This window comes from Streptomyces sp. NPDC044106 (assembly GCF_056433985.1).
In genome coordinates, this window is the sequence record NZ_JBWKFZ010000013.1 from 295,877 (window position 1) to 316,859 (window position 20,983).

Here is a 20,983-nt window from a genome sequence, read left to right on the forward strand (position 1 = left end):
CGGGGGCGCAGTGTTTCTTCCGCGTCTCTTCCGCCCACGCCTTAGAGCCTGTGTCATATCCCCGGTCGGATCAGTGGGCGTCGTCTGGTGCGTGCGATCGCAAGGCGCCGGGAAGTCCTCGGTGGGGGTCCCCCCGGGCCGTTCAGGCCTGGGGGAGGAGCTACTAGGGCTTTTCGGCAACGCGGCGAGCGTGCGTGCCAGGCGGCGACCACCCGGCCGGGTATATGACACAGGCTCTTACGTGGCGTCGGTGAAGGAGAGGATGAGGGCGGCGGTACGGGACGGCTCCTCCAGGATGGGGGTGTGCCCGGCGCCGGGCAGCATCGTGACGCAGGCGCCGGGGACGGCGCGGTAGTCGGCCGCGGACGCGGGGCGCCAGCGACGGTCCTGGTCGCCGAAGATCACCCGCAGCGGCTTGCCGAGGGCGGCGAGCCGCTCGGGGAGCGCCCGTTCACCCAGGTACGCGGTGGACGCCCGCATGGCCGCGGTGACCGCCTGGATCCGGCTCTCCCGCAGTTCGTCGACGAGCTCCTGGGGTACCTCGAACCCGGCGCGGAAGCCGCCGCTCGCGAAGTGCCGGATCTGCTCGTCGGTCGGCGGCCAGTGAGCGGGGTCGAAGGCGGCCGTCTGCGGTGCGATGTAGGCGTGCGGAGAGGGGCCGGTGTTGATGAGGACGAGGGCGCTCACGAGGTCGGGCCGTTGCTCAGCCAGCGCGGTGGCGGCGTAGCCCCCGCTGGAGTGGCCGACGACGGTGGCGTGCCGGACGCCGAGCCGGTCCAGGGCCGCGCCGAGGGTCCGGCCGAGGCCGGTGGTGTCGTAGCCGCGGCCCACGGGTTCGGCCGAGCGGCCGTGACCCGGCAGGTCGGCCCGGATGACGCGGTGGGCGTGGGCCAGCAGGGGGACCAGGGCGTTCCACGACGTGCCGGTGGTGGCGGAGCCGTGCAGGAGCAGGAGGACGGGGGCCTCGCGCGGGCCGTCCTGACGCACGTGCAGGTCGCCGTGTTCCAGGGGCAGGAGGGCCTCCTCGTGGATGACTTCGCCGTTGCTTCGCGGGTGTTTTCCGGAGGTGGTCATGGAGCGACTGTCTCCCCCGCGGCTCGTCGCCGGATTGGACGAATGTTCCCCGCGCCGCCCGCGTAGCCTGGAGCGATGGGGCTCACCACGCACAGGCGTGCCGATCCCGCCGCGTGGGACGTCGCGCGTCCGCGGCGGAGTGTCGGGGTGGCCGGTGTCGACATGGCGGGGTTCCGGGTGTCCGGCCCGCTCGCCGGAGGTCTGCGGATCGTTCCGCACCCGGCCGTGATGCTGGTCATCGAGTTCGGTCCCGGCCGGCCCGCCGTGGACGACGGTGCCGGGCGGCGGCACCGGGGCAGCCTCGTCGCAGGGCCCGGTTTCGGTACCGGCGGGGGCGTACGGGCGTGGGGCGAGGACATCGCCTGCGTACAGGTGCGGCTCTCGCCTCCGGCCGCGGGCGCGATCCTCGGCGTCTCCCCGGCCGAGCTCGACGGGGCCGTGGTCTCCCTCGACGACGTGTGGGGCCGCCGGGCGGCGGAGGTGTGCGAGCGCCTCTCCGGCCTCGGCTCCTGGGAGGAGCGCTTCGCGTACACCGAGGCCGAGCTCGCCCGCCGGTGCGAGGGCCGGGCTCCGGTGGATCCGGCGGTGGCCTGGGCCTGGCGGCGCATCGTCGACAGCGGGGGTCTCATACGGGTGGAGCGACTGGCGGACGACCTCGGCTGGAGCCGCAAGCGCCTGTGGTCCCGCTTCCGGGAGCACCTCGGCATGCCGCCCAAGCAGGCCGCGAAGCTGGTCCGCTTCGACCACGCCGTCCACCGCCTGGTCGCCGGGGCGGGACCGGCCGGGGTCGCGGCGGACACCGGGTACTGCGACCAGTCGCATCTGCACCGGGACGTCGCGGCCTTCACCGGCGCGACCCCGGCCGCCGTGGCCGGCGAACCCTTCCTGACCGTGGACGACCGCGCGTGGCCGACCGCCCCTCGCACGTGTGGGGTACGCCACAGCTGACGGCGGGGTGGGCAAGTGCCGCGCCGAGGCGAAGAGTTACCGGGCGGTCGGGACCTCGGGCGGGGCCACCGCGCCGGCCGGGATGTTCCCCTCCCGTGCGCCCCGGTAGCGTCCGCGCCATGGACAGTCAGGGCACTCAGGGCGGCATCACCGTGCAGCGCGCACTGGAACTCCCCGGGTTGCGCGGCGGGCTCCCCGAGGTCGTCGCGGGCGCGGAGCGGCTGCAGCGGACGGTGCGGTGGGTGCACGCGGGCGAGGTGCCCAACATCGCCTCGCTGCTCAAGGGCGGCGAGCTCCTCCTCACCACTGGCCTCGGCCTCGGCACCCGCCCGGCCGACCAGCGCGCCTTCGTGCGCAAACTGGCCGAGCGGGGCATCGCCGCCCTCGTCGTCGAGCTGGGTCCGCGCTTCGGCCGCCTCCCTGCGGCGATCGTGGAGACGGCGCGGAGCGCCGGGCTCCCGCTGGTGCAGCTGCACCGCGAGGTGCCGTTCGTCACGGTCACCGAAGAGGTGCACACCGAGATCGTCAACGGCCACTACGCGCTGCTGCAGCAGGCCGAGGAGGTGCACAGGCGCTGCACGGAGGCGCTGCTCGGCGGGGGCGGCATTCCGCAGGTCCTCGCGATCCTCGCGGAGTTCAGCGGCAACCCGGTGTTCCTGGAGACGGCGGACGGGCAGCTCCTGTACGCCGCCGGGGCGGGCACCGAGTGCGCGGACCCGCTCCAGGTGTGGGAGGGGCTGCGCGGACGGCCCGGCGACCGGGAGGGCCCGCCCGCGAGCGCGGTCCTCGTCGACGTGCCGGGCGGCGGCCCGGGGGCGGGCTCGGTGCGGGCCCGGCTCGTACTGCTCGCCGTGGAGTCGGCGCCGCTGCCGGTGCACCGGATCGCCGCGGAGCGGGCGGCGGGCAGCCTCGCGGTCGTCCTGATGCAGGCCCGCCAGGAGGAGGAGCTGGCGGCGCGCGGCCGCGGCGACTTCCTGACCGACCTCGCGGAGGGCCGGATCACCGCCGAGGACGCGCCCGCGCAGGCCCGGGTCCTCGGCTTCAAGCCGGCCCCCGCCGACAGCCCGCTCCTGCCGGTCGTGATGCGGATCGCGGACGGGCTGCCGGCCGGCGGCGGCTGGGCGGTGCTCGCGCGGGCGGTCGCGGAGGAGCTGGCGTCGGTGGGAGTGCCCGCCCTCCTCGGCGTACGTCCCGTCGAGGGTCGCGTGCCCCTCCTCCTGGGCCTGCGCTCGGAGACCGAGCGGACCGCGGTGGCCGACCGCGTCGCCGCCGCGCTGCGGGCCGGGGTCGAGCGGGCCGGGATGCGGCGGCCCGGGGCGCAGCCGCCGGTCGTGGTGGTGGGCGTCGCGGGCGGCTGGGCCGCGGCGTCGGCGGGCCTGCGGCACGCGGCGGAGACGGCGACGGCCGCGCAGGGACTCTCCGACCGCCCCTGGTACGACGCGCGGCGGCTCGACATCGACCTGCTGCTCTGGCGGCTGCACCGCCATGACGAGGACGGGGTCCTCGCGGCGTTCGTGGACCGCGCGATCGGCCCGCTGCGCGCCCACGACGAGCGCTCCAAGCCGCCGCTCCTGCCCACCCTCCAGACGTACCTGGCGCACGCGGGCCGCAAGGCGGAGACCGCGCGCGAGCTCCACCTCAATCGCCAGACCCTCTACAACCGCCTCGCCCGGATCAGTGAGCTCCTCGGCACCGATCTCGACGACCCGCAGACGGTCCTCGCGCTGAGCCTGGCGCTGCGGGCACGGAGGCACGTGGCGTAACCGGAGCGGAAGGACAGGGTCTCAGGCGTACGGCAGGGGCGTGGTCAACTCGTCGTATACGCTGAGGACTTGGGTGACCGTGTCGTCCTCGGTCGGCCAGGTGGCGGCCTGGGCGGCGCCCTTCGCCGCGAGCTCGGCCCGGCGGACGGGGTCGGCGAGGAGGCGTACGACGGCGGTGGCGAGGGTCTGCGCGTCACCGTACGGGACGAGTTCGGCCGCGTCGCCGACCAGTTCGGGGATGCCGCCCACCGCCGTCGCCACGAGCGGCACACGCGCGTGCAGCGCCTCCTGGGCGAGCAGGGAGCGGGACTCCCAACTGCTGGGCAGCACGGCGAGATCGGCCGCCGCGAGCAGGTCGGGAACGTCCTCGCGCCGCCCGATGAGCCGGGCCGGCAGCTGCTCGTCCTCGATACGGCGCTGCAGGGCGGCCCGTTCGGGCCCCTCCCCCGCGACGACGAGGAGCGGCTGCGGGTCCAAATGCCGCCAGGTGCGGGTGGCATCCAGGAGCACGCCGTAGCCGCGATCATGCTCCAGTGCGCCGACGGCGAGGATCAACGGCCGGTCCACGGCGCCGACTTCGGCCCGCGCCTTGTGCAGGAGGCAGTCGGGCTCGTCGGCGCCCTCGGGACGGCGCGGCGCGGGCAGGGCGACGGCCGCGAGGCGGGCGTCGCGCGCGCCCCTGCCGCGGGCCCGGTCGACGAGGTCGGACGAGGTGCCGAGGACCACGGCCGCCGCCCGGGCGACGCGCCGCTCGAGCAGGCGCAGTACGTGGGCCCGGGCGCCCTTCGCCTGCGCGCGGGTGTGCCAGGTGACGACGAGCGGGGTGTGGCGTCCGGTCAGGGCGACGGTGGCGCGCAGGGCGGCGTGCAGCCCGTGCGCGTGTACGAGGTCGGCGTCGGCGCAGGCCGCGCGGAGGGCGGCCACGGAGGCGGGGTCGCCGCTGCGGGGCACGGAGACGTGCCGGGCGCCGGTACCGGCGAAGTCGTAGGCGCGAGCGGCCTCGTCGGGGGCGCAGACGGTGACGCGCACGCCCCGGGCGGCGAGACCGGCGGCCAGCGATCTGACGTGCGCGCTGCTGCCCGCGCTGCCGCCTCCGAGGACTTGAACGGTGTGCAGCGGCGTCTGTCCGTGCGGCGAGTGGCTGCTCACGTGGCTCACGCGGCCGGGGCTCCTGGGTCTGCGTCGGTGACTGCTCGGACTGGTAATCGGGCAGATGCTGCGCCAAGGATGCCAGTCGGCAGGGGCGTTCCGGCACTGCCGAAAGGTCACTTCCGCGAATGGCCGGGCGGGGCGGGGGCGGGGATCACCCACGTGGGTGATTGCGGCGGACCCGTTTGCCCCGCCGCGTACGGCGGGAGCAGGGACCAGGTGCGCTACGAACAACAGGCGCCCCAGCCCCGACGGGCCCGCACAGAACCCCGCCCGAGCGCAGCCGCCCACGAACCCTCAGGCATCCCCCCGGGCCGTCGCCAGCAACTCCTCCGCATGCGCCCGCGCGGTCTCCGAGTCCTCCTGCCCCGCCAGCATCCGCGACAGCTCTCGTACCCGGTCCTCGCCCTCCAGGACCTGGACGCCGGAGCGCGTCACCATCCCGTCGTTCGTCTTCTCGACCAGCAGCTGGCGGTCGGCGAAGGCCGCGACCTGCGGGAGGTGCGTGACGACCACGACCTGCGCCGACTTGGCGAGGCGTGCGAGGCGGCGGCCGATTTCCACCGCCGCCTTGCCGCCGACGCCCGCGTCGACCTCGTCGAAGAGGTACGTGGGCACCGGGTCCGTACCCGCGAAGACCACCTCGACGGCGAGCATCACGCGGGACAGCTCACCGCCCGACGCGCCCTTGGCGATGGGCCGGGCCGGCGCGCCCGGGTGCGGAGCGAGGAGCAGCTCGACCTCGTCGACGCCCGCGGGACCGTACGCGACGGTGCGGCCGCCCACCTCCACGCCGTCGCTGCCCGCGGGAACCTCCGTGCAGCTGATGGCGATCGACACGCGCGCGTGGGGCATCGCCAGCGAGGCCAGTTCCTCGGTGACGGCCGCGGCGAACCGCGACGCCGCCTCGTGCCGGGCGTCGGTCAGCGCTCCCGCGAGCCCGGCGAGCTCGGCACGCAGTGCGTCCCGCTCGGCGGTCAGCTCCTCCAGCCGGTCGTCGTCGCCCTCCAGTTCGGTGAGCCGCGCGGCGCCCTCCTCGGCCCAGGCGAGTACGGCGTCGATGTCCGCGCCGTACTTGCGGGTGAGCTGCGTCAGCGCGGCCCTGCGCTCCTCGACCGCGGCGAGCCGCAGCGGATCGGCGTCCAGGTCGTCGGCGTACCCGGCGAGCTCGCCCGCCACGTCGCCGAGGAGGATCCCGATCTCGCCGAGCCGGTCGGCGAGGCCGGAGAGGGCGGGGTCGTGGGACCGGACGGCTTCCAGGGCCCGGGAGGCGCCCGCCACCAGGGCGGTGGCGTCGATGCCCTCCGGGTCCTCGGGGTTGCCCGCGAGCGCGGCGTGCGCGGACGTGGCGGCGGAGGCGAGCGCCTCGGCGTGACCGAGCCGCTCGGCCTCGGCCGCGAGCTCCGTGTCCTCGCCGGGGCGCGGCTCGACGCCCGCGATCTCGTCGAGGCCGAACCGCAGCAGGTCCGCCTCCTGGGCACGCTCGCGCGCGCGGGTGGTGATCTCCTCGACCTCGGTGGTGACGGCCCGCAGCCTGCGGTACGCGGCGGTGTACTTGGCGAGCGGCACGGAGACCGCGTCGCCCGCGTACCGGTCGAGGGCGGCGCGCTGGCGGGCCGGCTTGAGCAGGCCCTGCTGGTCGGTCTGGCCGTGCACGGCGACCAGGTCGTCGGCGAGTTCGGAGAGCAGCCCCACCGGCACCGACCGCCCGCCGAGGTGCGCCCGCGAGCGCCCTTCCGCGGAGACGGTACGGCTGATGAGCAGCGCCCCGTCGTCCAGTTCGGCCCCGGCCTCCTCCGCCCGCAGGACCGCCGCGGCGCCGGGGGGCACGGCGACGCGCCCCTCCACCACCGCCGACTTGGCGCCGATCCGCACCAGGGCGGGGTCCGCGCGCCCGCCGAGCAGCAGGCCAAGGCTGGTGACCACCATCGTCTTGCCCGCACCGGTCTCACCCGTCACGGCGGTGAAGCCCGGCGAGAGCTCGACGACAGCGTCGTCGATGACTCCGAGCGACCGTATCCGCATCTCCTCCAACACGCACCTGACCATACGAGGTTTCCCCGGTGCCCCGCGACGTCGCCCCTGTATCGGTGCACGAAGGCGCAGGTTGGCGACGGACGCCGAGGATCGGTTGTCACTCTCCGAGGGGACGGCGGTCGTCCCGGGCACGGCCGGGGGAGACGAGGTGGGGTTGTCCCCAGCAAGATCCACCGGCTCGCCGCATGGCCGTCGTCCCGCCCCCGGCACGACCATGATCGACATGGCGACAGGACTGGCACAGGCGGCATTGCGCGCGCACCGCCCGGCGTTCGTGGGCACGGCGGTGGCCGCGCTCTTCGCGTCGACCGTGGTGAGCGCGTCGACGATGATGCTCGGCACGACGAGCACCCACCGCGACGACCTCCCCACCCCCACCGGCGGACTCTCCGCCGCCGCGCGCGAGCGGATCACGGAGAACGGCGTGGGCGACATGGCGGTCGTCCTCCTGATCGGTTCGATCTACATGTCGATATTCGTGGTCGTCTCGACGATGGGCACGGCCGTCGCGCAGCACCACCGTGAACTCGCGATGGTCCGCTCCATCGGCGCCAGGCCCCGCCAGATCCGCCGAGCGGTGGCCGTCCAGGCCCTCGCCGCTTCGGTCCCCGCCGCGCTCGCCGGTTTCGTGCTCGGCGGCTTCGGTGCCCGCTGGTGGCACGCCGGCATGGTCGAGCACGGGCTGCTGCCCGCCGAGGCCACCTTCCGCTTCAGCTGGCTCGCGCTGCCCGTCTGCGTCGGCGTGGCCGTGGTGACGACGGCACTGGCCGCGCTGCTCTCCGCCCTGCGGTTCTCCCTGCTGCGCCCGGCCCGCGCCCTGAGCGAGGCGGCGACGGGCCGGCGCGGCCTCGGCGTCCTGCGGGCACCGCTGGGTGTGCTCGCCGTGGCGGGAGCGTGCGCGGTCTCCGTCATCCTGTCCCGGCAGCCCGCGGACGAGGCGGGCGAGGGCGCGTTCCTCGTCCTCATCCTGTTCTGCGCGGGGACGGGGCTCCTCGGGCCCCGCCTCATCGGCCCCGCCGCCTGGCTGGTCTCCGCGGCGGTGGGCCGGTTCGGCCCGAGCGCGCGGCTTGCCATGCTCAACATCCGCTCCCAGCCGCGCCGCTTCTCCGCCGCGGTCGTCCCCCTCGTCCTCGTCGTGGGCTTCGGCCTCACCAAGATCGGCATGCACACGACGGCCCAGCACCGCACCGGCTCGGCGGGCAGCGCGGGCGAGGTCTGGCTCGACTACGTGGGCACGGGCCTGTACGCGGGCTTCGCCGCCATCGCCGCGGCGAACACCCTCGCCATGATCTCGTTCGAGCGCCGCCGCGACGTGGCGCTGCTGCGGGTGGTGGGCAGCGGGCGGGGCCAGGTGGGGGCCATGGCGGCCTGGGAGGCGGTGGTCGTCGCGGGGACCGCGCTGCTGCTCGGCGCCGCGATCGCGCTGGGCACCCTGGCGCCGATCCTCAAGACCGCCTTCGGCAGCGCACTGCCGTACCTGCCGTGGCCCGTACCGGCCGGCATCGTGGCGGGCACCCTGCTCCTCACCCTGCTGGCGACGGGCCTCCCGGTACGCGCGGCCGCACGAAGGCGGGCGATCTCCGTGGTCAGCTCGACGTAGAAGCCGGGGACGAGGTTCAGGGACAGGCCCTCAGGGGCGCGGGGAACTGCGCGCCCGGCCCTCGACGACCCGCCCCGCACAGCCCGCCCCGCACCTCCAGAACCGCCCCACCCATCGGAGCGCTACGGTGCCCCCCGCCACCCCGAGACAGGCAGCGCGAACTTGGCGACGAGCCGATCGGTGAACGACGCGTGGTGCAGCCGCGCCAGCCGCACCGGCACCTCGCCCCTGCGCACCTCGACCCGCGCGCCCGAAGGCAGTTCCACGGTCCGCCGCCCGTCGCACCACAGCACCCCGTGCGGCGTGTGCGGCTGGACCTCGACGGCGAGCACCGAGTCCGGCGACGTCACCAGCGGCTTGGCGAACAGGGCGTGGGCGCTGATCGGCACCATGAGCAGCGCCTCCACCTCCGGCCACACCACGGGCCCGCCCGCCGAGAACGCGTACGCCGTCGAACCGGTCGGTGTGGCGCAGACGATGCCGTCGCAGCCGAAGCCGGTGACGGGCCGCCCGTCGATCTCCAGGACGACCTCGAGCATCCGCTCGGGCGACACCTTCTGCACGGCCGCCTCGTTCATGGCCCAGTCCCGGTGCAGGACATCGCCGTTGCGCCGCACGACGACGTCGATCGTCATGCGCTCCTCGACCTCGTACGTCCTGGTGACCACCCGGTCGACGACCTTGTCGAGGTCGTCCCGCTCGGCCTCCGCGAGGAAGCCCACGCGCCCGAGGTTGACGCCGAGCATCGGCACCCCGGAGGCCCGCGCGAACTCGGCGCCGCGCAGCAGCGTCCCGTCGCCGCCGAGGACGACGATCAGCTCGCAGTCGTCGATGCAGTCGGCCGTCGCCTCCTTGACCGTCTGGACCTCGGGGGGCAGCGGAAGATCCACCGCCTCCGCGTCCAGGACCCGCACGCCGATGCCGTTGCGCAGCAGCCCCTGGACGACGAGTTCGGCGCTGCGGATGGCCGCGGGGCGCCCGGTGTGCGCGAGCAGGAAGACGGTACGCGTCCCGGGCTCGGTCCCCCCGGTCTCGGTCCCTCTGATCCGGGTCTCACTGATCCGCTTCAACGGGGCCCCTCCGCCACGGCACGGTCGACGTCCGCCGGGTCCAGCTCATCGGCCCCGGCGCGCAGCCACAGAAAGTACTCGACGTTCCCGGAGGGCCCCGGAAGCGGGCTCGCGGTCACCGCGCGCACCCCGAGGCCGAGCCCCCACGCCTGCCGTGCCACCCCGCGCACGGCGTCGGCGCGCAGTTCGGCGCTGCGCACCACACCGCCGCTGCCGAGCCGCTCCTTGCCGACCTCGAACTGCGGCTTGACCATGAGGACGAGGTCCGCGTCGGGCGCCGCGCACCGCACGAGGGCGGGCAGCACCAGGCCGAGCGGGATGAAGGACAGGTCTCCGACGACCACGTCGACGGGGATGCCGTCGATGTCCTCGAGCGTCAACTCGCGTACGTTCGTGCGGTCCTTCACGGTGACCCGGTCGTCGCTCTGCAGCGACCACGCGAGCTGGCCGTATCCGACGTCGACGGCGACGACGTGCGCGACACCGGCGCGCAGCAGCACATCGGTGAACCCGCCGGTGGACGCGCCCGCGTCCAGCGCGCGCCGCCCCTCGACGACCAGGCCCCGCGGCCCGAAGGCGGCGAGGGCGCCCGCGAGCTTGTGCCCGCCGCGCGAGACGTAGCCGGGATCGCTGTCGTCCTGCGAGACGACGATCGCGGCGGCCGTCTCGACCTGGGTCGCCGCCTTGGTCGCGACGGTCCTGCCGACCGAGACCCGGCCTGCGGCGATCAGCTGGCTCGCGTGCTCGCGCGAGCGCGCGAGCTCCCTGCGGACGAGCTCGGCGTCGAGGCGGCGTCGTGCCACTCCTGCCACGTTCGGTTCAGCTCCTGTCGTTCCTGTCGTACGAGTCGTTCCTGTCGTACGAGGATGACGGCGCGCCGGTGGGTGCCGGCGGGCCGGGGCGCGCGTCGAGCGCGGTCAGCGCGTCGCGCAGGCCCCGGTGTACATCCTCGTACACCTCGATGTGGCCGTCCGTGGCGAGGTGGTCGGCGTCGCCGAGCCGGGCGAGTGCGGCGTCCACCCCGGCGCTGCCGGTGGGGGTGCGCTCCACGCCGAGGGGCGCGGGCGCGGCGGGGTCGTACGACGGCTCGTCCGGGACCCGGGGCTCCGGCCGCGCCGCTTCCCCCGCCTCGGGTCCCTGGTGTGCGGGGCCCGCGTATGAGTCGCTCATGGCACGACGCTACCGCGAAGGCCTGGGGTACGGTCGATCACGATGGCGACCATGGCGGAGTGCCGCACGGCACTCGACAGACTCAGCGACAGTCTCGCGTCGGCCGACGGCGAGGTGCGCGGGGCCGCTGCCCTGAACCGCTCGCTGAGCTGCCGCATCACCGATCTCGACACCACCTTCACCGGCCGTCTCGAGAACGGCCGGATCACGGTGCTCGGCAGCCATCCGGGTCCGCCGCGCGAGAAGGCGGAGATCCGTCTCGCGATGACCGGCGACGACCTGGTGGCGCTGGTGGCGGGCGAGCTCGCCTTCGCCAAGGCGTGGGCCTCGGGCCGCGTCAAGCTGGAGGCGGGCTTCCGCGACCTGCTCAAGCTCAGATCGCTGCTCTAGCGGGGCTCCGGCGCCCCGCGCGGGCCGCCGGGATCACCAGGGGTGTCCCGCTCTCGGGATCCTCGATGATCCGGCAGTCGATGCCGAAGGTCTCCTTCACCAGCTCCGCCGTGACGATGTCGGACGGCGCGCCCTCGGCGAGCACCGCGCCCTCGCGCAGGGCGATGAGGTGCGTGGCGTAGCGGGCGGCGTGGTTCAGGTCGTGCAGGACGGCGACGAGCGTGCGGCCCTGCTCCTCGTGGAGTTCGGCGCAGAGGTCGAGGACGTCGAGCTGGTGCTGGATGTCGAGGAACGTCGTCGGTTCGTCGAGGAGGAGCAGCGGCGTCTGCTGGGCGAGCGCCATGGCGATCCAGACGCGCTGGCGCTGGCCTCCGGAGAGCTCGTCGACATAGCGCTCGGCGAGTTCGCGCACGCCGGTCGACGCCATGGACTCGTCGACGATCCGCTCGTCCTCCTCGGACCACTGCCGCAGGAGGCCCTGGTGGGGGTAGCGGCCGCGGGCGACCAGGTCGCCGACCGTGATGCCGTCGGGCGCGATCGACGACTGCGGCAGCAGGCCCAGCGTCCTGGCCACCTTCTTCGCCGGCATCGACTGGATGACGTTCCCGTCGAGCAGCACGCGTCCCGCGGACGGCAGAAGCATCCGGGACAGCGCCCGGAGCAGCGTGGACTTGCCGCACGCGTTCGGACCGACGATCACGGTGAAGGAGTTGTCGGGGATCTCGACGGAGAGCTTCTCCGCGATGACGCGCTGGTCATAGCCGAGGGTGACGTCGTCGGCGACGAGCCGGTTCACAGCAGCACGCTCCTGGTCCTGGAGGTCGTTCTTGGTCATATCCGTCCGGCCTTGCGCTGGGTGACGAGCAGCCACAGGAGATAGCCGCCGCCGAACACGCCGGTGACGACGCCGACGGGCAGCTGGTCCGCGCCGAAGGCCCGCTGCGAGGCCCAGTCCGCGACGATCAGGAGCGTGGCGCCCATGAACATCGCGGGCATCAGGTTCGGCCCCGGCGAGCGTGTGAGGCGGCGCGCCAGCTGCGGCGCGGTGAGCGCGACGAAGCTGACGGGGCCCGCGGCGGCGGTGGCGGCCGCGGTGAGCAGCACGGAGGCCGTCAGCAGGACGAAGCGGGTACGTTCGACGGGTACGCCGAGCCCGGCCGCCGTGTCGTCGCCCATCTCCAGCATCCGCAACGGCCGTCCGTACACGAGCACGAGCGGTACGAGGACGGCGCAGAGCACGAGCAGCGGCCAGACCTGGTCCCAGTCGCGGCCGTTGAGGGAGCCGGTCATCCACACCACGGAGCGGGCGGCGTCGACGAAGTCGGCCTTGGTGAGCAGATAGCCGTTGATCGCCGTGATGAACGCGGAGACGCCGATGCCGACCAGGACGAGCCGGTAGCCGTGCACGCCGCGCTTCCAGGCGAGCAGGTAGATGGCGAGGCCGGTGACGAGTCCGCCGACGAGCGCGCCGCCCGCGACCTGGACCGCGCTGCCCTGGAACACGACGATCATGGTGAGCGCCCCCGCGGTCGCCCCCTGGCCGAGGCCGAGCACGTCCGGGCTGCCCAGCGGGTTGCGGGCGATGGACTGGAAGAGCGCTCCCCCGAGGCCGAGGGCCGCGCCCACCAGGAGCCCGACCAGGACTCGCGGCAGCCGCAGGTCGTTGATGATGAACTCCTGCCCGGCGTTGCCTTCGCCGAGCAGGGTGCGGATGACGTCGGCGGCCGGGATGTCGAAGTCGCCGGTGCCGATCAGGACGACGCTCGCGACGAGCGCGGCGACGGCGAGCAGGGCGACGACCACCGTCGTACGGAGGTCGAGCCGGACGGAGAGGCCGCCCCGGGTGCGCAGCGCCCTCACAGCTGGGCCACCTTCCGCCTGCGTACGAGATGGACGAAGACGGGGGCGCCGATGACCGCGGTCACGATGCCCACCTGGAGCTCCGCGGGCCGGGCCACGACGCGCCCGACGACGTCCGCGCCGAGCAGCAGCACCGGCGAGAGGACGGCCGCGTACGGCAGGATCCAGCGCATGTCGGGTCCGGTGAAGGAGCGCACGATGTGCGGCACCATCAGGCCGACGAACACGATGGGTCCGCAGGCGGCGGTCGCCGCCCCGCACAGCAGGGTCGCCGCGGCCATGGAGAGCGCGCGGGTGCGGTTGAGGTGGGCGCCGAGCGCGCGGGCGGTGTCGTCGCCCATGGCCATGGCGTTGAGCGGCCTGGCCAGGGAGAGGGCGAGCACGGTGCCGATCGCGAGGAAGGGCAGCACCTGCTTGATGGTGTCCATGTTGGCGGAGGCCAGCGAACCGACCGTCCAGAAGCGCATCTTGTTGAGCGCGGCACCGTCCATGATCATGACGGCCTGCAGATAGCCGTAGAGCGCCGCGCTGATCGCGGTGCCGGCGAGCGCCAGGCGTACCGGTGTCGCGCCGCGCGCGCCGCCGATGACGTAGAGCAGGACGCCGACGAGCATGGCGCCGGTGAAGGCGAACCACACGTAGCCGCTCAGTGAGGTGACGCCGAAGAAGCTGATCGCGCTGACGACCGCGGCGGACGCGCCGAGGTTGATGCCGAGGAGCCCGGGGTCGGCCAGTGGGTTGCGGGTGAGCGCCTGGAGCACGGCGCCGGAGAGGCCGAGGGCGACCCCGGCGAGCAGTCCGAGCAGGCTGCGGGCGAGGCGCTCGCCGACGACGACGTCCCCGTACGTTCCGGTGTCCTGGAACAGCCCGTGCCAGACCTCGCCCATGGACATCGATTTGGCGCCGACCGCGATGCTCGCGAAGAACACGAGCAGCAGGACGGCCACCGAGACGAGCAACCCGGCGCTGCGTATCGCGCGGCGTTTCGGGGGCGCGGGGGCGGCCTCCGCGCGCGGTTCTGGGGGACTGTCGACCAACACCTGGTTAGGTTAGCCTACCCTCGCACTGGACTTCGACGAGAGAAGCACCGCCCATGCCCGACAGCGGCGAGGAGGCCCGAGGCCCTGCGCCATATCCCTGGTGACACGGGCTCCGACGCCGCGCCCACCGCAGCCCTCCCCCTAGCCGCGCCCGCCAAGAACCCCTTCCTTGGCGGGCGCTCCCTTCCCCGGTATCGACTTCACGGTGGCCCCGAACACGTCCGCGACCCCGGCCTACGCCCCGCCGGGCCCCGCCTCACACCCCCAGCCGCCCCAGCACCTTCTCCGAGTCCAGCTCGCACACGCCGTCCCCCGCCTCCGTCCAGGCCGCCGCGCACAGCGCCCGGAGCCCGTCCAGGGGATCGCCGTCGCCGTCCAGCGCCAGCGCCCCGTCCCGCACCGACGCGGTCCACCCGCCGCAGCCGAAGCCGCCCTCCTCCTCGGCCACTTCGGGCTGCCCCGTGAGCATCCCCCGCAGGTCCGCGGCCACATACGTCGGCCGGTGCTCGGGCCGGGCGGCGAGCAGCTGCGCGCCGTCCGTGACGCCGGTCAGCACGAGCAGCGAGTCCACCTCGCCGTTGAACGCTCCCTCGATGTCCGTGTCCAGGCGGTCGCCCACCACCAGCGGCTTCTTCGCGCCCGTCCGCAGGATCGTCTCCCGGTGCATGGGCGGCAGCGGCTTGCCCGCCACCCGCGGCTCCGCGCCCGTCGCGATCCGGACGACCTCCACGGCCGCGCCGTTGCCCGGCGCGATGCCGCGCGCGCTCGGGATCGTCAGGTCCGTGTTCGACGCGAACCACGGCACTCCGCGCGCGATCGCGTAACACGCCTCCGCGAACCGCCCCCACGCCAGGTCCGGGCCCCCGTACCCCTGCGCGACAGCCACCGGGTCGTCGTCGGCCGAGTCGACCGGTTCGAGGCCCCGCTCGCGCAGCGCGACCCGCAGCCCCTCACCGCCGATCACCAGCACCCGGGCGCCCCGCGGCACCTGCTCACTCACCAGGCGGGCCACCGCCTGCGCCGACGTGATGACGTCCGAGCCGTCCGTCGCGATGCCCAGCTCCGTCAGATGCTCCGCCACCGCGTCCGGCGTGCGCAGCGCGTTGTTCGTGACGTACGCGAGGTGCATGCCGCCGTCGCGTGCGGTGCCCAGCGAATCGACCGCGTGCGCGATGGCCTGACCGCCCGTGTACACCACCCCGTCCAGGTCGAGCAGAGCCGTGTCATAGACCTCGCTCAGCGCCCGTCCGCTGCCCGCGGGCCGCGTCCTGACGTTCCGGCCGGCGCTTCGGTCCGCGGTCTGGCTCATTGCACATCGCTCCTCGCTCGATCTCTCCCCCGATCATCGCTCATGCCACTGACACACATACGATGCCCTAATGAACACAGCGGGTCACACCGATGCCAGCGGCCTCGACCTGGTCCCGTTCCGGGGCGTGCGCTATGTCCCCGAACGGGTCGGCAGTCTCGCCGCCGTGACCTCTCCCCCGTACGACGTGGTCGTACGTCCGGACGGCCTGCTGCACCTGGAATCCGCCGACCCGCACAACATCGTCAGGCTGATCCTGCCGCAGGCCACCACCCCGGCCGCCCGCAACAAGCAGGCCGCCGAGACCCTCCACACCTGGCTCGCCGAAGGCATCCTCGCCCCCGACACCGAGCCCAGCCTGTACGTCTACGAGCAGCGGGACGACGACATCCTGCAGCGCGGCGTGATCGGAGCGCTGCGCCTTTCCGACGCCGCGGACGGCGTCGTCCTCCCCCACGAGGGCGTCATGCCCCACGTCGTCGAGGACCGCGCGGCCCTCATGCGGGCCACCTCCGCCAATCTCGAACCGCTCCTCCTGACGTACCGCAGCAACGGCGACGGAGGCCCCAGGGGCGCGACTGCCGCCGTCGAACGCACCGCCCGGCGCGAGCCCCTCTTCTCCACGACCACGGAGGACGGCTTCCACCACCGCCTGTGGTCCGTGACGGATCCCGCGGAGATCGCCGAGATCCAGTCGGACCTCTCCCGCCACCAGGCGCTGATCGCCGACGGCCACCACCGCTGGGCGACCAACCTGCGGCTGCGCGGCGAGCACCCCTCACCGAGCGCCTGGGACTTCGGCCTCGTCCTCCTGGTGGACACCGCCCGCTACCCCCTGCGCGTACGTGCCATCCACCGCTACCTCCACCGGCTGCCGGTGTCCGACGCGCTGCGCGCCCTCGGCGACTCCTTCCGCATACGAACCGTCGACGGCCCCCTCGACCGCGCCCTCCAGGCCCTGGCCGAGGCCGCCGCCGAGGGCAACGCCTTCGTCCTCGCGGGTGACGGCGCCTTCCACCTCGTCGACCGCCCCTCCCCCGACCTCCTCGCCCGTACGATCCCGGGCGACCTCCCCGAGGCCTGGCGCACCCTCGACGCGACGGTCCTGCACGCCACCCTCCTCGACCACATGTGGCGGACCCCCGACACCCCGGAACACATCGCGTACATCCACGACACCGCGGCGACGGTCGAGAAGGCGGAACGCGACGGCGGCACGGCGGTCCTGATGCACCCGGTCCGCGAGGAGGTCGTCCGGGACCTCGCCCGGCAGGGCGTCACGATGCCCCGCAAGTCGACCTCCTTCGGCCCGAAGCCGGCCAGCGGCCTGGTCCTGCGGGACCTCACGTGTTGAGAGCCTGTGTCAAGAGCCTGTGTCATTCGCGGGTGTTGAGCCGGGCGGCCTGACGCGTCAGATGGTCGCGCTCGGCGGGGTTGGTCGCCCGCCGGGCCGCCTCCACGTACAGCCGTACCGCCGTCACCGGGTCGCCGTCGCGCTCGTGGAGGTACGCCGCCACCGCGGAGTAGCGGGGCAGTGAGCCGTCCAGCTCGGCGAGCGCGGCCAGACCGGCCCGCGGCCCGTCGGCCTCGCCGACGGCGACCGCGCGGTTGAGCCGGACGACCGGACTGTCGGTGAGCCGCGCGAGCTCGTCGTACCACTCGACGATCTGCACCCAGTCCGTCTCCTCGGCGGCGGGCGCGTCGGCGTGCAGCGCCGCGACGGCGGCCTGGGCCTGGAACTCACCGAGCCGGTCCCGCGCGAGGGCCGCCTGCAGGACCGCGACCCCCTCGGCGATCATCCCGGTGTCCCACCGGCCGCGGTCCTGCTCGGCCAGCGGCACCAGGCTGCCGTCCTGCGCGGTCCGCGCGGCGCGCCGGGCGTGGTGGAGCAGCATCAGGGCGAGCAGCCCCGCCACCTCGGGATGGTCGATCACGGCCGTCAGCTGCCGGGTCAGCCGGATGGCCTCGGCGGCGAGGTCGACATCGCCGGAGTACCCCTCGTTGAAGACGAGGTAGAGGACGCGCAGCACGGTCGCGACGTCACCGGGCTTGTCGAACCGTACGGCGGAGACGGTGCGCTTGGCCCGGCTGATGCGCTGCGCCATGGTCGCCTCGGGCACCAGGTAGGCCTGGGCGATCTGTTTGGTGGTCAGACCTCCCACGGCCCGCAGCGTGAGCGCGACCGCTGACGACGGCGTCAGCGAGGGGTGGGCGCACAGGAAGTAGAGCTGGAGCGTGTCGTCGACGGCGGGCGCGGGCCCGGGCGCCGGCTCCTCGTCCACCAGGTCCTCGCGCCGGCGGCGGGCGGTGTCGGCCCGGGTCGCGTCGAGGAACTTGCGCCAGGCCACGGTGATCAGCCAGCCCTTGGGGTCGCGCGGCTGCTCGGCCGGCCAGCCGCGGACCGCCTCGACCAGCGCCTCCTGCACGGCGTCCTCCGCCGCCGCGAAGTCTGCTCCGCGGCGGACGAGGATGCCGAGCACGCTCGGTGTGAGGCTCCGGAGCAGAGCCTCGTTCATCGGTGTGCTCACTCCGTGATGGTGGGCGGCTCGGTCAGGAACGGCCGCAGCTCCAGCCACTCGTGGATCGGCTCACCACCCGCGCCGGGAGCGGCGGACAGCTCCCCGGCCAGCTCCACGGCGCGCTCGTAGGTGTCGACGTCGATGACCATCCACCCGGCGATGAGGTCCTTGGTCTCGGCGAACGGTCCGTCGGTGACCGGGGCGCGCCCCTCGCCGTCGTACCGGACCCACGTCCCCTCGGGAGCCAGCGCCTGGGCGTCGACAAACTCGCCGGTCTTCTCGAGACGGGCCCCGAAGTCCTGCATGTACTTCACATGCGCCGTGATCTCCTCCGGCGTCCACTGGTCCATCGGCACGCAGTTGGCCGGAGCCGGGGCGCCACGGTAGTGCTTGAGCAGCAGGTACTTGGCCATGGTGATTCTCCTCTTCGCGGTACGACCCATTCTGGTCGCGTTCACCACGGGGACGGAGCCGATCACGGATTCTCGACATCGCCCACGAACTTTTTCCGACCGAACGACGTCACGAGCCACCGGACGAAGACGCAAAAAGGGCGGGCCCCCATGGGGGCCCGCCCTTTCTTCTCAAGCAGGAGGTCGGTTCGCAGGCAGGAGGTCAGTCCTCGTCGGCATCCCGGCGGGCCGGCTCCGCGGAGTCCTCCGCGCTCTCGCCACGCGCGGCGTCCTCGTCCCGCTCCTCGTCCTCCGCCAGGGCGTCGACGAACTCGACGCCGTCCAGCTCGGCGAGCCGGTCGGAGGCGTCGGTGCTGCCGTCCTTGTCGGACTCGACGACCTTCGCGAACCACTCGCGCGCCTCGTCCTCGCGACCGGCCGACAGCAGCGCGTCGGCGTACGCGTACCGCAGCCGCGCCGTCCAGGGCTGCACGGAGTTCGACGCCAGCTCGGGGCTCTGCAGGGTGACGATGGCGGCGTCGATCTGGTCCATGTCGCGGCGCGCCCCGGCGGCGACGAGCCGCATCTCGACCTGCCCCGCCTTGTCGAGCTTGTGCACCTCGGGAGCGCCTGCCATCTCCAGGGCCTTCTCGGGCCGGCCGAGGCCGCGCTCGCAGTCCGCCATGACGGGCCACAGCTCGACGCTGCCGGTCATGCGCCGCGCGGCGCGGAACTCGGCGAGCGCCTCGCTGTACTTCTGGTTCGCGTACGCGGCGAAGCCCGCGGCCTCACGCACGGCGGCGACCCTGGAGGCCAGCCGCAGGGCGATCCGCGCGTAGGCGTAGGCCTGCTCCGGGTCCTCGTCGAGGAGGTTGGCGACCATCACCAGGTTCCTGGCGACGTCCTCAGCGAGCCCCTTGGGGAGACTCTGCAGCTCCTGCTGTACGTCCTTGTCGATCTCGTACCCCGTGACGTCGTCCGGGATCGGCAGCCGCTTGATGGGCTCGCGGTCGCGGTCGCGGTCGTCGCGCCCGCCCCGGAAGCCGCCGCGGTCGCCGTCGCGACGGTCGTCCCGACGGTCGTCGCGCCCACGGAACCCGCCGGGACGGCCGCCCCGGTCGTCACGGCGCGGCCCACGCCCACGGTCGTCGCCCCGGCCCCGGTCGTCGCGGCCTCGGAACCCGCCGCCACTGCCGCCACGATTGTCGTCGCGACGGAAACCACCGCGGTCACCGCCGCGGTCGCTGTCACGACGGTCATCACGCCGGTCATCGCGACGGTCGTCACGGCGGAAGCCGCCGCGGTCGCCGCCGCGGTCGTTGCCAGGCCGGTCGTCACGTCGGTCATCGCGACGGAAGCCGGGGCGGTCACCGTCACGGCGGTCGTCACGGCGGAAAGCGGGGCGGTCCCCGCCACCGGAGCGATCGTCGCGCCGGAAGCCACCACGGTCACGGTCGTCACGACGGTCGTCACGACGCGGCCCGCTGGGCCGGTCATCGCGCCGGTCGTCCCGACGGTCATCACGGCCGCGGAAGCCACCGCCGCCGCCACGGTTGTCGTCACGACGGAAACCACCGCGGTCACCGCCGCGGTCGTTGTCGCGGCGGTCGTCACGGCGGAAGCCGGGGCGGTCCCCGCCACCGGAGCGGTCATCACGCCGGAATCCACCACGGTCGCCGTCCCGACGGTCATCACGGCGGTCGTCACGACCCCGGAAGCCGCCACCACCACGGTTGTCGTCGCGACGGAAACCGCCACGGTCACCGCGGTCGTTGTCACGCCGGTCATCCCGGCGGTCATCACGGCGGAAAGTGGGCCGGTCACCGTCACGGCGGAAGCTGGGGCGGTCGCCGTCCCGGCGGTCGTCACGGCGGAAAGCGGGGCGGTCCCCACCACCGGAGCGATCGTCGCGCCGGAAGCCACCACGGTCACGGTCGTCACGCCGGTCGTCACGACGCGGCCCGCTGGGCCGGTCATCGCGCCGGAACGGAGGACGTCCACCGCGGTCCCGGTCGCCGTCACGACGGTCGTCCCGGCGGTCGTCACGCCCCCGGAAACCACCGCCACCGCCACGGTTGTCGTCGCGACGGAAACCGCCACGGTCACCACGGTCGTTGCGGTCGTCCCGGCGGGGAGCCCCGCGGTATCCGCCCCGGTCACCACCGTCCCGGCTGCGCTGGTCGCGCTCCGGACGCTCGTCGGGAGAGTTGGGGGACATGGGTGACTCCTAGTCTTCGGTACCGCAGTCATTCTCGCGCAGCCGGCAGGCCGGCGCGCTTCGGCAAAAACAAAAAGGACCCTTGGTCCCAGCGTGGACGCTGGGACCAAGGGTCCTCCAAAAATTGTTCGGCGGCGTCCTACTCTCCCACAGGGTCCCCCCTGCAGTACCATCGGCGCTTTGAGGCTTAGCTTCCGGGTTCGGAATGTAACCGGGCGTTTCCCTCACGCTATGACCACCGAAACCCTATGAAATATCCTACGGAAACGCAGGATCTCAAACAGGGCAGCGAACAAGCACACTTTTCAATTTGGATAGTGACGCTGTTCAGCCGACACAACTGTTCGTTGTTTCAGAACCAACACAGTGGACGCGAGCAACTGAGGACAAGCCCTCGGCCTATTAGTACCAGTCACCTCCACCCGTTACCGGGCTTCCAGATCT

At 73.7% G+C, this 20,983-nt stretch carries 19 protein-coding genes and 1 rRNA gene; 5 read left to right on the plus strand and 15 right to left on the minus strand.

All coding sequences use genetic code 11. The annotated features are described in order from the left end of the window. Positions 1–237: 237 nt before the first annotated feature. Positions 238–1,074: an alpha/beta fold hydrolase gene (locus tag AC07DI_RS25205; RefSeq protein ID WP_478906190.1), complete on the minus strand. Its 837-nt coding sequence runs from the start codon at positions 1,072–1,074 to the stop codon at positions 238–240. Between the two features lie 75 nt (positions 1,075–1,149). Between AC07DI_RS25205 and AC07DI_RS25210 the strand changes: the two genes are divergently transcribed. Together AC07DI_RS25210 and AC07DI_RS25215 are read left to right on the plus strand one after the other, a co-directional pair. Next, positions 1,150–2,022 carry an AraC family transcriptional regulator gene (locus AC07DI_RS25210; RefSeq protein WP_478906191.1) on the plus strand — a complete coding sequence of 291 codons (873 nt, stop codon included), beginning with the start codon at positions 1,150–1,152 and terminating at the stop codon, positions 2,020–2,022. A 119-nt stretch (positions 2,023–2,141) separates the two neighbouring features. Then, positions 2,142–3,785 (plus strand): PucR family transcriptional regulator, encoded by a 1,644-nt coding sequence (locus tag AC07DI_RS25215; RefSeq protein ID WP_384263242.1) that lies wholly within the window; start codon positions 2,142–2,144, stop codon positions 3,783–3,785. Between the two features lie 21 nt (positions 3,786–3,806). Here AC07DI_RS25215 and AC07DI_RS25220 read toward each other — a convergent pair whose 3' ends face one another. Both AC07DI_RS25220 and recN read right to left on the minus strand, forming a co-directional pair. After that, a complete protein-coding gene (locus AC07DI_RS25220) occupies positions 3,807–4,943 on the minus strand; it encodes a glycosyltransferase family 4 protein (RefSeq protein ID WP_478906192.1) in 1,137 nt (378 codons plus the stop codon). 288 nt (positions 4,944–5,231) lie between these two features. Beyond that, the gene (gene recN, locus AC07DI_RS25225; protein ID WP_478906193.1) at positions 5,232–6,983 is read right to left on the minus strand and encodes a DNA repair protein RecN; all 1,752 of its coding nucleotides are present in this window, start codon (positions 6,981–6,983) and stop codon (positions 5,232–5,234) included. Positions 6,984–7,194: 211 nt separating this feature from the next. Between recN and AC07DI_RS25230 the strand changes: the two genes are divergently transcribed. Then, complete coding sequence (locus AC07DI_RS25230; RefSeq protein ID WP_478906194.1) at positions 7,195–8,571, plus strand: FtsX-like permease family protein; 1,377 nt, start codon at positions 7,195–7,197, stop codon at positions 8,569–8,571. A gap of 122 nt (positions 8,572–8,693) precedes the next feature. Here the strand turns inward: AC07DI_RS25230 and AC07DI_RS25235 are convergent, their stop codons facing one another. The 3 genes from AC07DI_RS25235 to AC07DI_RS25245 are packed head-to-tail and all read right to left on the minus strand — an operon-like array spanning position 8,694 to position 10,811. Then, a complete protein-coding gene (locus tag AC07DI_RS25235; protein ID WP_478906209.1) occupies positions 8,694–9,632 on the minus strand; it encodes an NAD kinase in 939 nt (312 codons plus the stop codon). Between the two features lie 5 nt (positions 9,633–9,637). Continuing rightward, the gene (locus tag AC07DI_RS25240; protein ID WP_478906195.1) at positions 9,638–10,453 is read right to left on the minus strand and encodes a TlyA family RNA methyltransferase; all 816 of its coding nucleotides are present in this window, start codon (positions 10,451–10,453) and stop codon (positions 9,638–9,640) included. A gap of 7 nt (positions 10,454–10,460) precedes the next feature. Next, positions 10,461–10,811, minus strand: a complete 351-nt coding sequence (locus AC07DI_RS25245) for a hypothetical protein (protein ID WP_478906196.1) — start codon at positions 10,809–10,811, stop codon at positions 10,461–10,463. A 42-nt stretch (positions 10,812–10,853) separates the two neighbouring features. Here AC07DI_RS25245 and AC07DI_RS25250 point away from each other — a divergent pair, with 42 nt between their 5' ends. Then, a complete protein-coding gene (locus AC07DI_RS25250) occupies positions 10,854–11,201 on the plus strand; it encodes an alkyl sulfatase C-terminal domain-containing protein (protein WP_384263257.1) in 348 nt (115 codons plus the stop codon). Here AC07DI_RS25250 and AC07DI_RS25255 read toward each other — a convergent pair. From AC07DI_RS25255 to AC07DI_RS25270, 4 genes are all read right to left on the minus strand, one after another. Further along, the gene (locus tag AC07DI_RS25255) at positions 11,185–12,036 is read right to left on the minus strand and encodes an ABC transporter ATP-binding protein (RefSeq protein ID WP_478906197.1); all 852 of its coding nucleotides are present in this window, start codon (positions 12,034–12,036) and stop codon (positions 11,185–11,187) included. The two genes, AC07DI_RS25250 and AC07DI_RS25255, sit on opposite strands and share 17 nt — an antisense overlap. After that, the gene (locus AC07DI_RS25260; RefSeq protein ID WP_384263261.1) at positions 12,033–13,061 is read right to left on the minus strand and encodes a FecCD family ABC transporter permease; all 1,029 of its coding nucleotides are present in this window, start codon (positions 13,059–13,061) and stop codon (positions 12,033–12,035) included. Before AC07DI_RS25260 ends, AC07DI_RS25255 begins: the two co-directional genes overlap by 4 nt. Further along, positions 13,058–14,101: a FecCD family ABC transporter permease gene (locus tag AC07DI_RS25265; RefSeq protein ID WP_384263264.1), complete on the minus strand. Its 1,044-nt coding sequence runs from the start codon at positions 14,099–14,101 to the stop codon at positions 13,058–13,060. Before AC07DI_RS25265 ends, AC07DI_RS25260 begins: the two co-directional genes overlap by 4 nt. A 256-nt stretch (positions 14,102–14,357) precedes the next feature. Next, positions 14,358–15,410, minus strand: coding sequence for an HAD hydrolase-like protein (locus AC07DI_RS25270; RefSeq protein ID WP_384263266.1), 1,053 nt, complete (start codon positions 15,408–15,410; stop codon positions 14,358–14,360). A 70-nt stretch (positions 15,411–15,480) separates the two neighbouring features. On the opposite strand from AC07DI_RS25270, the gene AC07DI_RS25275 reads away from it, so the two are divergent. Then, positions 15,481–16,764 (plus strand): DUF1015 family protein, encoded by a 1,284-nt coding sequence (locus AC07DI_RS25275; RefSeq protein ID WP_384263268.1) that lies wholly within the window; start codon positions 15,481–15,483, stop codon positions 16,762–16,764. Positions 16,765–16,786: 22 nt separating this feature from the next. On the opposite strand, the gene AC07DI_RS25280 is transcribed toward AC07DI_RS25275, so the two are convergent. The 5 genes from AC07DI_RS25280 to rrf all read right to left on the minus strand — a co-directional run bounded on the left by AC07DI_RS25280 (position 16,787) and on the right by rrf (position 20,782). After that, positions 16,787–17,926, minus strand: coding sequence for an RNA polymerase sigma factor (locus AC07DI_RS25280; protein WP_478906210.1), 1,140 nt, complete (start codon positions 17,924–17,926; stop codon positions 16,787–16,789). 8 nt (positions 17,927–17,934) lie between these two features. Next, positions 17,935–18,342, minus strand: a complete 408-nt coding sequence (locus AC07DI_RS25285; RefSeq protein WP_478906198.1) for a YciI family protein — start codon at positions 18,340–18,342, stop codon at positions 17,935–17,937. 202 nt (positions 18,343–18,544) lie between these two features. Further along, positions 18,545–19,312 carry a tetratricopeptide repeat protein gene (locus tag AC07DI_RS25290; RefSeq protein ID WP_478906211.1) on the minus strand — a complete coding sequence of 256 codons (768 nt, stop codon included), beginning with the start codon at positions 19,310–19,312 and terminating at the stop codon, positions 18,545–18,547. Beyond that, positions 19,204–20,649 (minus strand): hypothetical protein, encoded by a 1,446-nt coding sequence (locus AC07DI_RS25295; RefSeq protein WP_478906212.1) that lies wholly within the window; start codon positions 20,647–20,649, stop codon positions 19,204–19,206. Before AC07DI_RS25295 ends, AC07DI_RS25290 begins: the two co-directional genes overlap by 109 nt. A 16-nt stretch (positions 20,650–20,665) precedes the next feature. Further along, positions 20,666–20,782: ribosomal RNA gene (gene rrf, locus AC07DI_RS25300) — 5S ribosomal RNA — on the minus strand. Positions 20,783–20,983: the final 201 nt, after the last annotated feature.

Excerpts from the sequence above, each read along its gene's own strand:
- AC07DI_RS25270 (WP_384263266.1), bottom strand. The coding sequence starts at position 15,410 with ATGAGCCAGACCGCGGACCGAAGCGCCGGCCGGAACGTCAGGACGCGG.
- AC07DI_RS25275 (WP_384263268.1), top strand. The coding sequence starts at position 15,481 with ATGAACACAGCGGGTCACACCGATGCCAGCGGCCTCGACCTGGTCCCG.
- AC07DI_RS25230 (WP_478906194.1), top strand. The coding sequence starts at position 7,195 with ATGGCGACAGGACTGGCACAGGCGGCATTGCGCGCGCACCGCCCGGCG.
- AC07DI_RS25255 (WP_478906197.1), bottom strand. The coding sequence starts at position 12,036 with ATGACCAAGAACGACCTCCAGGACCAGGAGCGTGCTGCTGTGAACCGG.
- AC07DI_RS25210 (WP_478906191.1), top strand. The coding sequence starts at position 1,150 with ATGGGGCTCACCACGCACAGGCGTGCCGATCCCGCCGCGTGGGACGTC.
- AC07DI_RS25280 (WP_478906210.1), bottom strand. The coding sequence starts at position 17,926 with ATGAACGAGGCTCTGCTCCGGAGCCTCACACCGAGCGTGCTCGGCATC.
- AC07DI_RS25215 (WP_384263242.1), top strand. The coding sequence starts at position 2,142 with ATGGACAGTCAGGGCACTCAGGGCGGCATCACCGTGCAGCGCGCACTG.
- AC07DI_RS25285 (WP_478906198.1), bottom strand. The coding sequence starts at position 18,342 with ATGGCCAAGTACCTGCTGCTCAAGCACTACCGTGGCGCCCCGGCTCCG.
- AC07DI_RS25250 (WP_384263257.1), top strand. The coding sequence starts at position 10,854 with ATGGCGACCATGGCGGAGTGCCGCACGGCACTCGACAGACTCAGCGAC.
- AC07DI_RS25245 (WP_478906196.1), bottom strand. The coding sequence starts at position 10,811 with ATGAGCGACTCATACGCGGGCCCCGCACACCAGGGACCCGAGGCGGGG.
- AC07DI_RS25205 (WP_478906190.1), bottom strand. The coding sequence starts at position 1,074 with ATGACCACCTCCGGAAAACACCCGCGAAGCAACGGCGAAGTCATCCAC.
- recN (WP_478906193.1), bottom strand. The coding sequence starts at position 6,983 with ATGGTCAGGTGCGTGTTGGAGGAGATGCGGATACGGTCGCTCGGAGTC.